13 protein-coding genes are annotated in these 13779 nt (G+C 65.9%); 3 read left to right on the plus strand and 10 right to left on the minus strand.

Annotated features, from left to right (window positions below; all coding sequences use genetic code 11):
- Positions 1-45 precede the first annotated feature (45 nt).
- Positions 46-675, minus strand: coding sequence for a TetR/AcrR family transcriptional regulator (locus tag OHB26_RS19565; RefSeq protein WP_330178722.1), 630 nt, complete (start codon positions 673-675; stop codon positions 46-48).
- Positions 676-791: 116 nt separating this feature from the next.
- Positions 792-1409 carry a TetR/AcrR family transcriptional regulator gene (locus OHB26_RS19570; RefSeq protein WP_330178723.1) on the minus strand — a complete coding sequence of 206 codons (618 nt, stop codon included), beginning with the start codon at positions 1407-1409 and terminating at the stop codon, positions 792-794.
- 56 nt (positions 1410-1465) lie between these two features.
- Between OHB26_RS19570 and OHB26_RS19575 the strand changes: the two genes are divergently transcribed.
- The gene (locus OHB26_RS19575; protein WP_330178724.1) at positions 1466-2770 is read left to right on the plus strand and encodes a YhgE/Pip domain-containing protein; all 1305 of its coding nucleotides are present in this window, start codon (positions 1466-1468) and stop codon (positions 2768-2770) included.
- A gap of 222 nt (positions 2771-2992) precedes the next feature.
- Complete coding sequence (locus OHB26_RS19580) at positions 2993-3679, plus strand: GAF and ANTAR domain-containing protein (RefSeq protein ID WP_330178725.1); 687 nt, start codon at positions 2993-2995, stop codon at positions 3677-3679.
- Between the two features lie 69 nt (positions 3680-3748).
- Here OHB26_RS19580 and OHB26_RS19585 read toward each other — a convergent pair whose 3' ends face one another.
- The 7 genes from OHB26_RS19585 to OHB26_RS19615 all read right to left on the minus strand — a co-directional run bounded on the left by OHB26_RS19585 (position 3749) and on the right by OHB26_RS19615 (position 10190).
- On the minus strand, positions 3749-5239 hold the full coding sequence (locus tag OHB26_RS19585; RefSeq protein ID WP_330178726.1) for an MFS transporter: 1491 nt from the start codon (positions 5237-5239) through the stop codon (positions 3749-3751).
- Positions 5240-5325: 86 nt separating this feature from the next.
- Positions 5326-5739, minus strand: coding sequence for a large conductance mechanosensitive channel protein MscL (gene mscL, locus OHB26_RS19590; protein ID WP_330178727.1), 414 nt, complete (start codon positions 5737-5739; stop codon positions 5326-5328).
- Positions 5740-5882: 143 nt separating this feature from the next.
- Complete coding sequence (locus OHB26_RS19595; RefSeq protein WP_330178728.1) at positions 5883-7442, minus strand: BCCT family transporter; 1560 nt, start codon at positions 7440-7442, stop codon at positions 5883-5885.
- 97 nt (positions 7443-7539) lie between these two features.
- Positions 7540-7869 (minus strand): hypothetical protein, encoded by a 330-nt coding sequence (locus OHB26_RS19600; protein ID WP_330178729.1) that lies wholly within the window; start codon positions 7867-7869, stop codon positions 7540-7542.
- An 11-nt stretch (positions 7870-7880) separates the two neighbouring features.
- The gene (locus OHB26_RS19605; protein WP_330178730.1) at positions 7881-8072 is read right to left on the minus strand and encodes a hypothetical protein; all 192 of its coding nucleotides are present in this window, start codon (positions 8070-8072) and stop codon (positions 7881-7883) included.
- A gap of 111 nt (positions 8073-8183) precedes the next feature.
- Entirely contained in the window at positions 8184-9482 is a 1299-nt protein-coding gene (locus OHB26_RS19610) for a D-arabinono-1,4-lactone oxidase (protein WP_330178731.1), read from the minus strand.
- A gap of 33 nt (positions 9483-9515) precedes the next feature.
- Positions 9516-10190 carry a TetR/AcrR family transcriptional regulator gene (locus tag OHB26_RS19615; RefSeq protein ID WP_330178732.1) on the minus strand — a complete coding sequence of 225 codons (675 nt, stop codon included), beginning with the start codon at positions 10188-10190 and terminating at the stop codon, positions 9516-9518.
- Between the two features lie 118 nt (positions 10191-10308).
- Between OHB26_RS19615 and OHB26_RS19620 the strand changes: the two genes are divergently transcribed.
- The gene (locus OHB26_RS19620; RefSeq protein ID WP_442942681.1) at positions 10309-11823 is read left to right on the plus strand and encodes a DHA2 family efflux MFS transporter permease subunit; all 1515 of its coding nucleotides are present in this window, start codon (positions 10309-10311) and stop codon (positions 11821-11823) included.
- A gap of 280 nt (positions 11824-12103) precedes the next feature.
- Here the strand turns inward: OHB26_RS19620 and OHB26_RS19625 are convergent, their stop codons facing one another.
- Positions 12104-13297 (minus strand): lipase family protein, encoded by a 1194-nt coding sequence (locus OHB26_RS19625; RefSeq protein ID WP_330185710.1) that lies wholly within the window; start codon positions 13295-13297, stop codon positions 12104-12106.
- Positions 13298-13779 lie beyond the last annotated feature (482 nt).

Genomic DNA, 13779 nt, shown 5'->3' on the forward strand with positions numbered 1-13779 from the left:
GGGGGAAAGGGTTGGGCCACAACAGGTCCGGGTGGCAAACCCGGCTCACGCCTGGATGATGAGCGAAACCGCCACGGGCACAAGCATGTCCACCAGATCGCTGACCGGCGGGCGCGGATTCGACAGCAGCCATTCGTGTGCCAGGCCGTTGACCGCGCCGATCAGGGCGCTGCCCGCCATCTCCGGATTGCCGCGGATGCGCGCACCCGGTCCGGCGAGCGGCTCCAGGGCCTTGCGAATCACGTCTATCCAGGCATGTCGGCGCGCGCGGCGATGCTCCTCCATGGCCTGGCTGACCCCGACCACCTCCACGAAGGCGACCTTGGCGCGATTCGGGTCCGAGCCGACCGAGCTCAGGAAGGCCGAGAGCACCAGCGTGACGGTATCGATCGGATCGGGATCCGGCCCGAGCTCGGCGAGTGCGTTCGCCAGCGCCGCGGCGGCCTCGTCCTGGATCTGGTCGTAGGCCGCGACCAAGACATCCTCGCGGGTGGCGAACTCCTCGTAGAACTGTCGCTTGGAGAGTCCGGCGGCCGCGCAGACATCGGCGAGGGAACAGTTGGCGTACCCGTGCTCACCGAAGATCTGGATGGCGGCGTCCAGAAACCGCTGGCGGCGTTCGGCTTTGCGCTCGGTGACGGCCCGCCCGCCGTACTGCCTGCCTTCGATGGTCACAGCCTGCCCTCGGTTGTCACTGCCCGCCTTCGATTGTCGCCGTCCGCGATGGTCCCGTATGCAATTGGTTCGAATGCAATGGTCCGCACCAAAGGTAACGGTGCGGTGCCCGGTTTTCAGTGACGGGGACGCAAACCGTCCAACATGTGGGTCACGGTCTCTTCAAACAAGCTGTCCGCATCATCGGCGGCGATGAAGCCCGAGCCGACGAAGGTGGCCAAACCCTGTAGCGCGGCCATGGCCGAGAGGCAGAACCGCCGCGGATCGCCCGGCACCACCTCGCCCTGCTCCTGCGCCTCGCCGATCATGGCGACCGGCATGGCCAGCGCCTGCGCCACCGCCGCCTGCATGGCCGGGGTCTGTTGCTGTTTACGCGCGAACATGACCGCCAGCAGCGCCGGATTGTCGATGGCGAAACGCAGATAGGCCCGCGCCACCGCGGTGGTTCGCTCCAGCAGTGTGCCGGTGGCCGCGGCCTTTTCGAATGAGGCCCCCAACCGCTCGAAGCCCGATACGGCGAGCGCGTCCAGCAGCGCCTGTTTATCCCGGAAGTGCCGACTCGGCGCGGCATGACTCACCCCGGTGTCGCGGGCGAGCTGGCGCAGTGACAATCCGTCGACCCCGGCGCGGCGCAGCAGGGTCTCGGCGCGGCGCAGGAGTTCGGCTCGAAGGTCGCCGTGGTGGTAGGAGCGCGGGCTGGTGACGGGCATGGTGTCTAGCAGGATATCGGACACACTCGTCGATGTTGGCATTGACTACTTTGTTGTCGGTGCCTACATTTGCGAATGCTATGACGAAAAACAGTGTGCCGCTCCGCGGCTGGATTGCGCCGATCTTCGTGATCACCCTGCTTGCCGCGCTGTTGGGCACCATGTACCTGGGGTACACGTCGGATCCGGAGAAGAACCTGCACGATTTCCCCATTGCCCTGGTCAATCAGGACGATGGCGACATCCTCGACGGTAAGCCGCTCAATATCGGCGACCAGATCACCGACGCCCTCACCAAGCAGATTCCGGCCGACAAGATCGACCTGCGGGTGGTCGGCATCAGCGAGGCGCAGCGCGACCTCGCGGACGGCAAGGTCTACGGCGAGATCGTCATACCCAGTGACTTCACCAAGCGGCTCAGCATTCTGGCCGCCGCCTCGGTGGTGCCCGGTGATGTGGAGCGGCCGGTGATCACCGTGCACACCAATCCGCGCGCCAGCACCTACGCCGCCTCGATCGTGCAGCGCATCTCCGATCGGGCCATGGTGCAGGTCAATTCGACGGTCGGCGCCCAGCTCACCGACCAGGTCAAGGCCAAACTCGCACCCGCGCCGGGTACCGCGCCGACCCAACTCAGCGGTGCCGCGCGCTTGCAATTGGCCAAGCCCATCGATGTGGTGGTGAGCCCGTTCCGGCCGCTGCCCGAGGGCACCGGGCAGGGGCTGTCGGCCTTCTTCTACACACTCATCCTGTTGTTCGTCGGCTTCAGCGGGGCCATGATCATTCACGCCATGGTCGACAACGTGCTCGGCTATGTGCCCGCCGAGTACGGGCCCTGGTACCGCCATATCGCCCCGGTGGCCATCTCGCGCTGGCGCACACTGCTGGTGAAGTGGGCCATGGCGGCGGTGACCGCGCCCATTGCCTCGGGGGTGTTCCTCTGCGTCGCCAAGCTGCTGGATATGCCGATCGAGCACGCGCTGCCGCTGTTCCTCTACGGCGCGCTGGCCATCGCCGCCGTTGCGGTGACCGGACTTTCGGTGCTCGCCGCCTTCGGTACCGCGGGTCTGCTGATCAATATGATCGTCTTCGTGGTGCTGGGCCTGCCCTCGTCCTCGGGCAGCATTCCCATCGAGGCGACACCGCGCTGTATCGCCTTCCTCGCGAATTTCGAGCCCATGCATCAGATCTACCTGGCGGTGCGGTCGCTGCTGTTCTTCGACGGACATCTCGCGGCCGGGCTCGCCACCGGACTCTGGATGACGCTCTTCGGACTCGCCGCGGGCATCGCGCTCGGTGCGATCGCCACACACACCTATGACCTGCGGGGTCTGTACCGACTCGGCGTGTCCCACAAGCCCGCCGAAGCGGGGCTGGTGGAGTAGGTCGCATGCGGAGGGCCTCGCGCGCGAGTGGCGCGGGGGCGGTCCGGTCCCACTGACCTCCCCGTCATCCCGGCGTGCTTTCGGCCGGGCACCCCTCGCGTGACGGGTACTCGTGCCGCTGAGGGACTTTCGGCCCTGTTCGTTGCGCACCTGTGACGGAACCATGGGCCTCGGGCACCGAATAACTCCTCGCGGAACGATGAGTGTGGGGCGGTTCGAGTAATGGGTACATCACAGTTCGACCAGCTGACGGGAGACTTCCTGCGGGCGGTCCGCGCCGCCGGCGGCGGGCTGACGGCGGTATGCGGAGCGTGCGTACGGGTACTGCCCGTCCGGCGTGCGGCCATAGTGCTGCACGAGATCGACGCGGGCATGCAACCCTGGTGTGCCAGTGACGATTTCGCCGATCTGGTGGAGAAGGCACAGGCCACGGCAGGAGAGGGACCCGCGGTCGCGGCACTGGCGCAGGGGATCCCGGTGGTGGTCACCGACTTCGGCTCGGAATGCGAGCGGTGGCCGGGCTTCGCCGAAGCCCTTGCGGGCAAACCGATCTCCGGCTCCATGTTCGCGGTGCCGTTGCGGCTCGGCCCCATCCCGCTCGGCGCGGTGGATATGTACCGCGATACGGTCGGCCGCCCCAGCCCGCGATTGCTCTCGGCCGCCCTGCACATCGCCGATCTGGTGACCGCGAGCCTGGTGCTCGCCTCCGGCGAAGCGGCCCAGCAGTGGGCGCAACCGTTGTCCAGCCAATGGATTCACCAGGCGGCCACCATGACCAGCACCCAACTCGGCGTGGACATCGCCGACGCCTACGCCCGCCTACGCGCCTACGCCTTCATCAACGGTCTGTCGCTGGCCGAGGTTTCGCGCCGCGTGGTAGCCCGCAACCTGCGCATAGAATCGGTGTGAGCGGCGGCGGGACCGGGTGATCCGAGGCGGGGCCGGTGTGTGGGGATCGGCCGGATATTCCGGGAGATATCAGTGCGCGGCGGTGGCGGTGAAGCCGCGCGGCACCAGTACCACGGTCAGCACGGCGACCGCGCCGACCAGTCCGGCGGAGATCCACGAGGTGGTGGTGAGCGCGGAATCATAAGCATGCTGGGCGATTTCGAGAATATGCGCCCCCTGTGCACCGCCCACCCGATCCGCCACGTACGCCGCCCCGCCGACCGATCCGCGCGCGGTATCGAGCTGCTCACCGTGCAGCGGCAGATCCGTCATATGCGAGACGAACAGGCGCCCGTGAATGCTGCCCAGCAGCGCTACCCCGAGCCCGATGCCGAGTTCGTAATTGGTCTCCTCCACCGCCCCCGCCATTCCGGCCCGCTCCGGCGGCACCGCGGATACCAGCACCGCCGCGGCGGTGGTGATGGCGATGCCGTCACCGATACCCAGACACACCAGCACCAGCGCGACCAGCGGATAGGTGGTGGTCGGAATCGCCGCCAGCACAAAGAAACCCACCGCCAGTGTGGCCAATGCGGACCCCATCAGCAACCGCACCCCGACATGCCGCATGAGCCACGGCGTGGACAGCGATCCGAGCAGGGTGGCAATGGCCGCGGGCACGGTGCGCAGTCCGGCCTCCGACGGGGTGTAGCCGTGAATGTATTGCAGCCACAACGAGATCAGGAACAGCGCGGCACCGATGGCGAGCATGGCCACCAGCGTCGCCAATGCGGCCGCGGTGAACGCCCGATTGCGGAACAGCCGCACATCCAGCAGCGGATCTGGTGACCGCAGCTGCCGGAATGCGAAGAACCCGAGCAGCAGCACCGCCGCCGCCAGCATCACCACATCGATGGCGGCCGGATTCCCCTTGGCCACATGTTTGATACCCCATGCCAGCGCCACGATGCCGAGCACCGACAGCACCGCGCTGAACCAGTCCAGCCTGCCGACCTGCGGCGCACGGTATTCGGGCAGTAACCACACCCCGGCGGTCACCGTGACCACGACCACCGGCACATTCAGCCAGAACGCGGCGGACCAGCCGAACGCCTCCACCAGATGTCCACCGACCAGCGGTCCGATCGCCGCACCTGCCCCCGCCACCGAGGCCCAGATGCCGATGGCCTGGGTGCGCTCATGATCATCGGTGAAGATATTGCGAATCAGCGAGAGCGTCGAGGGCATGACCATGGCCCCGCCGACGCCCAGTAGCGCCCGCCCGGCAATGAGCTGCGCGGGCGTATGCGCGGTCGCCGCCACCACCGAGGCCAGTCCGAAGAGCACGAATCCCGCGAGGAACAGCCGCTTTCGACCGTACCGATCCCCGATCGCACCGCAGGTGATGAGCAGGCCACCGAGCACCAGACCGTAGAGGTCGACGATCCACAGCTGCTCCATCGGGCTGGGATCCATATGGTCGATCAGTGCGGGCAGCGCCACATTCAGAATCGTGGCGTCCATGGCGACCAGCAGCAGGCTGCAGCACAGCACCGCGAGCATGGCCCAGCGGCCGCGCATACCGCCTCCTCGAATAGGTGCCGTCCAAGGTGTTCAGCAACACTCTGGCTAGCACCCTAGCGGGGTTTCGAGGAGACGCCCGCGACCTACTTGCTCAGTGAGTCGCCCTCATCGGCGCGCTGTTTGGCGAGCAGATCGCGAATCTCGGTGAGCAGCTCCAACTCGGTCGGATCGGCCTTGACCGCGGTCGGCTTCAACAGCCGAGCCTTGAGGTGATTCATCGGCAGGATGAGGACGAAGTACAGCACCGCCGCGACGGTCACGAAGTTGATGCAGGCGCTGATGATCGGGCCCAGGGCCACGAAAGTAGAGGGCTTACCAGCGAGAATCTGGAATCCCAGACCGAATTCGCTGTTCCCGCCCGCGGTGGCGAGCAGTGGCTCGATCAACCCCTTGGTCACCGAGGTGACGATCGCGGTGAAGGCGGTACCCATGACCACCGCGACCGCGAGATCGAGAACGTTGCCCCTCATCAGGAACTCTTTGAAACCCTTGAGCATGACGCAGCGATATCCAATCCGAGATGAATTCGTAATCTTCCAGCATCGCAGTGTAGGGCCAGGGTGCGGCGTGTTTTGAATACGGCACACCCCACTTGGCAGTGCTCACACTGGCGGGTGCGGTGTCGGTCAGCGCACTTTGATCAGCCGCCGCGCTCGGCCTTGAAGGTCCGCACCAGCGCCCAGCACATGGCGAGCATGACGATGCTGAACGGTAGGGCGATCAGGATCGCGACGGTCTGCAGGGTGGTGAGGGCGGCGGTGCCGGTACCGCTGGCCACCAGCAGCGCTATCGCGACCGCACCCTGCATACAGGTCCAGAAGGCGCGACTCCATTTGGGCGGCTCCGGATTTCCGCCGGAGGAGAGCATATTCACCACCAGCGCACCGGAATCGGCCGAGGTGACGAAGAACAGCACGATCACCAGGATCGCCAGACCTGCGGTAATACTGCCGCCCGGGAGGGTATCCAGCATTGCGAACAGCGCGCTGTCGCGGTCCGGACCGTCCGGGCCGACAAGGTCACCGCCGCCGAACATTTGGCGATGCATGGCCGCCCCGCCGAATACCGCGAACCAGACGAAGGTCAGCAGGGTCGGCACCAGCAATACTCCGGCGACGAATTCGCGGACGGTGCGGCCGCGCGAAATCCTGGCGATGAAGACACCGACGAACGGCGCCCAGGAGATCCACCAACCCCAGTAGAAGACCGTCCACTGCTGCGTCCACGCGGTACCCGTCGGCCCCTCGGTCGCACCGGTGTAGAGGCTGATCTTCGGCAGCTGTTGAATATAGGAGCCGATGTTCTGGATCAGATCATTGACGATGAACAGCGTCGGCCCGGCCACCAGCACATACAGCAGCAGCACCCCGGCCACGCCCATATTCGCCTGGGACAGCAGTTTGATGCCCTTGTCGACCCCGGTCACCACCGAGATGGTCGCCAGCGCGGTGACCACGATGATCAGCACCACCTGTAGGCCCTTGCCCGGTTCGTGCAGCCAGCCTTGGAAATTCAACCCCGCCGAGATCTGCAGAATGCCCAGCCCCAGCGAAGTGGCGACACCGAAGACCGTGCCGATCACCGCGACGATATCGATGACATCCCCGCGCCAACCCCGAATGCGTTCGCCCATAAGCGATTCCAGTGACCAGCGAATCGACACCGGCCGCCCTTTGCGATGAATCGAGTACGCGATGGCCAAACCCACCACCACATAGATCGCCCACGGGTGAATACCCCAATGCAGGAAGGTTTGGACCATGGCGGCATCGGCGCGCTGCGCGTCCGTGCTGCCGACGCCGGGTCGCGGCTCGTCGTAGTGGAAGAGCGGCTCGGCCACACCCCAGAACACCAGGCCGATACCCATGCCCGCGGCGAACAGCATGGAAAGCCAAGCCCCCATGGAGTATTCGGCCTTCTCGCCATCCTCGCCGAGATGGATATCGCCGAATCGGCCCAGCCCCAGCCAGATGGCGAAGACCACGAACAGTGTGACAATGACGATGTAGTACCAGCCGAAGGTGCCGATCACATTGTCCTGCAGGGCCTTGGCCTGCCGGGCGGCCAGATCGCGAAATACGATGGCGTAGATGGTGAATGCCGTCACCACGATCGCCGAGGGCCAGAACACCCTGGGCGCGACCGCCACTCGATGATGGATCGGTGCGGGATCGGAGGGGGCTTTACTCGGTGCGCTCACAGTGGATGTCCTCTGTCGAGTCTGGCTGGCGGTCCGAACTCCATTGCGACGCAACCCCGATGCCGAGCGCGGCGGCTCGGCATCGGGGTTGCGGGTACTACTTTCCGACCTTGTTCTTGACGGCCTCGACGATCTCGTTGACCGCTGCCATCACGTCCTGTGCGGCATGCTCGAGATTGGCTCGTACCTGTTCGAGCGTGCCCTGCAGGTCATCGGTGTTGATCTTGTCGGCGAACGCCTTCGCCATATCGGCGAGGTCGGCGGCGGCGCTGCTGGCGCGGTCCGCGAGCTCGGCGGCCGCACCGCTCGCTCGTTCGGCGAGCTGCCCGGCGGCCGCCTGTGCCTTGTCCGCCAATTCTCCGGCGCCACCGGCGATATCGGCGGCGGCTTTATCGGCGCTGTCGCCGATATCGTCATTCGTCGGCATAATCGGCTGCCCTACTTCGCGCCGCCGAGTCGTTCCTTCATTTTGTCGACGAATCCGCCGACCTTCTCCTTGACGTCCTCGGTCGCGTGCTTGAGGCGGTCTTCCATATGTTCCGCCATGCCCTCGGCCTTGTCCGCGGCATCCTCCGCGGCGGCCTTGGCCTTATCGGTCGCGTCGTTGACGTTGTCATTGAAAGAAGACATCGAAACCTCCTCGCGTGTGGTCACGCCCGGGATCGGGCGTGCATCCGGGACACTCCGACGAGCAGCTCTGACAAATGCAGCGATCTTTCAGCAACCGATCATAGTGCTATTTCATCCGATTGGACCGAGTACCCGCTCGATATAGGCATTGGTGAATCGCCCCTGCGGGTCGAAACGCTTACGCACCTCGGCGAACTTCTCCCAATCGGGGTAGCGCTCACTCAGCGTCTCGGCGGTCTGGAAATGCCGCTTACCCCAGTGTGGACGGCCGTTGTAGCGATCGAACACCCGCTCGCACGCGCGGAAGTACGGCTCGTAATCCATGCCTTTGTACTGGTGCACCGCGATATAGCAGGTATCGCGGCCACCGGCGGGGGACAGGAACGCGTCATCGGGTGCGACCCAGCGCACCTCGATCGGCATGGCGGTATTGAAATGCCTTGCCACATCCTTGATTTCGCGAATGGCATCGGGGGAGTGGGCGCGCGGAATCGCGTACTCCATCTCGGTGAAGCGGAACAGTCGCGGACTGGCGAAGACCCGATACGACCGCTCGACCTGGCGCCGATAGCTGCCCGCGTAGGCGGCGGCGCGCTGGATATACGGAATCAGACCGGGCCGCGCGCGGGTGAGTTTGCAGAGCGCGTCGAAGGTGTAGTTGGTGACCAGGACGTCGGAGAACCAGTCCATGGCCTTACCGCGCGGCTGTTCGGGTAGCTCGACGGTGTTGTTGGCCTTGGTCATCGCCAGCGCGGAGTGCGCGAACATGTAGAACTCGAAGTGCTCATTGCCGTCGACATAGCTGTCCAGATCGGCGAGTACGTCCTCCACGGGCACCGGTCGCTCGACGCCCTCGAGTACGAACGACGGCACCATCTGCAGGGTGACCGCGGTGACCACGCCGAGCGCGCCCACATTCACCCGCGCCGCGCGCCAGCCGTCCGGATCGGTCTGCTCATTGAGCTCCACCCGGCTGCCGTCGGCCAGCATGAGCTCCACCGATTGCAGTGCGGCCGACAGGTTCTGCAGTTTGGCGCCGGTGCCGTGGGTGCCGGTGGCGGTCGCGCCCGCGACGGACTGCACATCGATATCGCCGAGATTGGGGAAGGCCAGGCCGAGTGGGTGCAGCGCGTTACTGGCGGCGTTGAGCGTAATGCCCGCCTCCGCGCGAACCAGGCCCTTCGCGCGATCCACCGAGAGGATCTTGTCGAGCTTGTTCAGCCGTACGAGTGTGCCGTCGGTGAGCACGGTCTCGGTGAAGGAGTGACCCGATCCGGCGACGCGCACCGTATGTCCGGCGGTCTCGGCACCGGCAAGCACGGCGGCGAGTTCCTCGGGCGTGTTCGGGTCGGCGATAACCGCCGGAGTGCAGCTCTGATCTCCGGCCCAGTTCGCCCAAGAGTTGGTCATGCGACCAACTTTAAACCGCGAGTGTGAGACGCGCTACCGTTTCCGGCTGTTGCACATGGCGGCTTTGGCCAGCTCTACCTCGTCGTCGGTGAGCGGAGGCTGCGCGGAGATCATCCGCGGCACGCCGTCGCCGCGCACGCCGTTCAGCACCAGCGCCATATACCGTTGCCACACTTCGGTATTGACCGGCCGGGCGAAGCCCGCGACCGCGTCGACCATATTCACCATGGCGAAGAAATCGCCCGCCTCGATATCGGGCTGCAGCGCGCCGGACTCCTTGGCGCGGCGGATCACCGCCTGCATACCCGGGCGCACCCGTTCCTTCATGCAGGTGAAGCGGTCCATACTGTCATGCATCTCCAGTACGACTTCGCCGAAACCGCGATTGATTGCCATATGGCGGCAGGAGTAGTCGAACAACTCCACCAGGCCCTGCCAGGGATCCGGATGGTGTAGCGCCAGCTCCACCGCCGCGGCCAGTTCGGTGACCATGGCGTCGAAGACCTCGAGAATGAGCTCTTGCTTGTTCGCGAACCGCCGGTAGACGGTTCCGACGCCGACGCCCGCGCGTTCGGCCACGTCATCGAGGGTGACCTCGAGGCCACGATCGGCGAAGAGTTCGCGCGCGGCGGCGATAATGCGCTGCTGATTGCGCGCCGCATCGGCCCGCAGGCGACGCGGTGGGGGTGCGGTGGTGACGTGATTCACAGCCCAATCCTAACAGGGTCCGGGATTATCCGGAGGGGATAGCTCCGTTTAGATGGTAGCTTGTTTGAGTAAACGGAGATGGCTTCTCCGGTAATCCTAGGGGACGAGGAAACCACCAATGACGACAGCTCTCGAGAAAGAGAAGGCGGTAGCCGCGCCGACGACCGCAGACGGTCGCCGCGGCTCACATGCCATGCGCTGGTGGGTGCTCGCCGTACTCGGCGTGGCCCAGCTGATGGTCGTGCTCGATGCGACCGTCGTGAATATCGCACTGCCCGAAGCTCAGCTCGACCTCGGCTTCTCCAATGGTGACCGGCAATGGGTGGTCACCGGATACGCGCTCGCCTTCGGCAGCCTGTTGCTGCTCGGCGGACGGCTCTCCGATCTCTTCGGCCGTCGCACCACCTTCATCATCGGTCTGATCGGCTTCGCGGCCGCCTCCGCGGTCGGTGGCGCCGCCCCCAGCTTCGAGGTCCTGGTCGGTGCCCGCGTGGCCCAGGGCGTCTTCGGTGCCCTGCTCGCGCCCGCCGCGCTGTCACTGCTCACCGTGACCTTCACCGAACCCAAGGAACGCGCCAAGGCGTTCGGCATCTTCGGCGCCATCGCCGGTGCGGGCGGCGCGCTCGGCCTGCTGCTCGGTGGCGCGCTCACCGAATGGGCGTCGTGGCGCTGGGTCATGTACGTGAACCTGGTCTTCGCGGCCATCGCACTGGTCGGCGCGATCCTGCTGCTGGCCAAGCACACCGCCACCGTCCGGCCCAAGCTGGATATTCCGGGCACCGTCGCGGTCACCGCCGCGCTGTTCTCCATCGTCTACGGCTTCTCCAAGGCCGAGAGCGACGGCTGGACCAACTCGGCCACCCTGGGCTTCCTCATCGGCGGCGTGGTGCTGCTGGGCGTGTTCTTCGCACTGGAACGGCGGGTCAAGAATCCGCTGCTGCCGCTGCGCGTGATCCTGGACCGCACCCGCGGCGCATCCTATATGACGGTCTTCGCCATCGGTATCGGCATGTTCGCCATGTTCCTGTTCCTGACCTACTACATGCAGCAGTCGCTGGGATACTCGCCGATCATCACCGGCGTGGCCTTCCTGCCGATGGTGGCGGGCATGGTCGCCTCCTCGACCACGGTGCCGTCGCTGCTGGTGCCCAAGGTCGGCCCGAAGGTGACGGTCGTGACCGGATTCCTGCTCGCCGCACTGGGTATGGCGCTGCTGACCCGGATCGGCGTGGACACCGCCTACGCCAGCCACATCCTGCCCAGCCTCATCCTGATGGGTGTCGGCCTCGGTACCGCCATGTCGACCGCCTTCATCGGCGCGACCTCCGGCGTGCACCACGATGACGCGGGCGTGGCCTCGGCCATGGTCAACACCAGCCAGCAGGTCGGCGGCTCGATCGGCACCGCACTGTTGAGCACGCTCGCCGCCACTGCTTTCGGAAACTATGTCTCCGACCATGTTTCGGGTGCCGCGCCGTCGCCGGCCGTGCTCGCCGAGGCCGCGGTGCAGAGCTACACCACCACCTTCTGGTGGGCCGCAGCGATCTTCGTGGTCGGCGCGGTGATCACCGGCATCATCATGCCGAACAATGTCCCGGTGCCGTCGGAGGGCGAACCCGTTCTGGCGCACTGAGATTCGCTACCGCGAATCGAGAAGAAGCGGCCCCGCTCACAACGATGTGAGCGGGGCCGCTCCTCGGTGATGCGGATTGGGCACGCCGAGCGGGGCCGCTACTTGGTGATGCGGATTGGGCACGCCGAGCGGGGCCGCTGCTTCGGCTGGTAGGGGCGGGCCACGCTGAGGCTGCACCTAGGTGATCCTTGCGGGCTGCCCACCCACCCCCTTTCGCATCACAGCCCCGCTCACGTCAGTGAGCGGGGCTGCTGTTGTTCTTCGCCCTGGGGTGAAATCCCTAGTGGCAGTTGGACGGTGCCGGGCGCCCGGCGAAACGATCCGCGAGATAGCCGTAGGCGTTGATCGCGCCGGGCAGGATGGCCGTGCCGTGATCGGTGCCCGGAATGATGTCGAACTGGACCGGGGTCCCCGCGGCGCAGTAGCGACCCGCGGTCGCGAGCGCGAGATCCAGCGGCACCTGATCATTGCCGCCGTGCCATTCGTAGACCGGCGCGTGCGGAACGCCGGGGAAGATCTCCAGGGCGTTGGCGTGGAAGGCGGCGATGAGCGCCGGATCGTTCTCCATACCGCGATGGAAGACCTCGCTGATGGTATGACCGGCTCCGGCCGAAATAATGTCATCCACACAGGAATTCGCGATCCGATCGCGGAGTGCGAAGCCGGCCGGGGTCAAGGCGTTGTCGAGCGGGAGTTCGCCGGGGTATTCGCGTTCCATGCCGATGGCGACCGCGAAGCCCAGCCCGAATAGCGGATGCGGGGCATCGCCGACCTGGATGGCGATCTTGCCCGGATTCACCGGAACACCGCCCTGCGCGATTCCGACGATATTCAACTCGGGCGCGTACTCCGAGGCCAGCGCGCCCGCGAAGCCCGTCGCCATCGCCCCGCCGGAGTATCCGACCATGCCGACCGGGGAATTCCCCAGTCCCGCAGGGGCGAAGCGCTCGACGGCGCGAATCCCGTCGAGGGTGATCTGCCCGCCCATGCGCGCGGCCCCGTACGCACTGTCCGGGCCCAGGTGGTCGGGGACCGCGACCGCCCAGCCCCGGGCCAGCAGCAGATTCAGCGCCGCGGACTCCTTGAGTCCGCCGTCGAACAGCGCGTGTGACGGAGCGCATTGCAGCCCAAGCGAATTCACGAACGGCTGGTAGGAGACCAACGGTTTCGGGCCGGGGCCGCCGGGCATGATCAGCGTGGTCATCGCGGCAATGGGGCCGCCCGACGAATCGGTGGAGTGGAAGAGCAACTGCCATACCGTGGAACCGGGCCACGGGGAGGGCATCGCGCGTGAGCGCAGGATGTCCCCGGGTGCGGAATCACCGAGATTTCCTGGGGCGTAGTAGAACCCGTCGGGGTCGGCGATCGGATATATCGCTCCCGCATGCGCGGCCGGTGCGCCCGCCATGACGGCGACCACCACCGCGGCCAGACCGCAGCTCCGGACCAGCGTACTTCTGATCAACTGCCGCACCGCCAACTTGGCTCTCCTCGAGGCCGATGGGACAACACCGGGCAAGCCGCACTATCCTCGCAGTTCCCGGGTCAAGTTAAGGCTCAGCAACACGCCGGAGGGCAATGATTTAGCAAACTGGACAGGAGGGTGGTGGCTCGCACCGTCGCGCGGCGAAAGTTCGTAGACTTGCTCGGATGGGGCCGGACACCTTCCGCGCCCGGCGAACTCGGGGGAGCGAAGTGGCGGCAAGGCGACGATTGGGGGCAGGCGATGAGTGAGGTGCGGGCGGGCTGGCAACCATTGGATCGCGCGGCGGCATATCGATTCGCTAGTGTCGTTCCTCTGGGCACACTCGTGCTGACCACATTCAGTAGGTTCGGCCGGACTGCGGTTCGATGGACTGAGGAGGACGCTTACAGCTATGCGGTGGCGAACGTCGTGACGGTGTCCCCGTGATCCTGATGACCAGCCGGGCACAGGCGATACGGAAGGGAGGTGCG

The organism is Nocardia sp. NBC_01503, from assembly GCF_036327755.1.
Lineage (GTDB): Bacteria > Actinomycetota > Actinomycetes > Mycobacteriales > Mycobacteriaceae > Nocardia.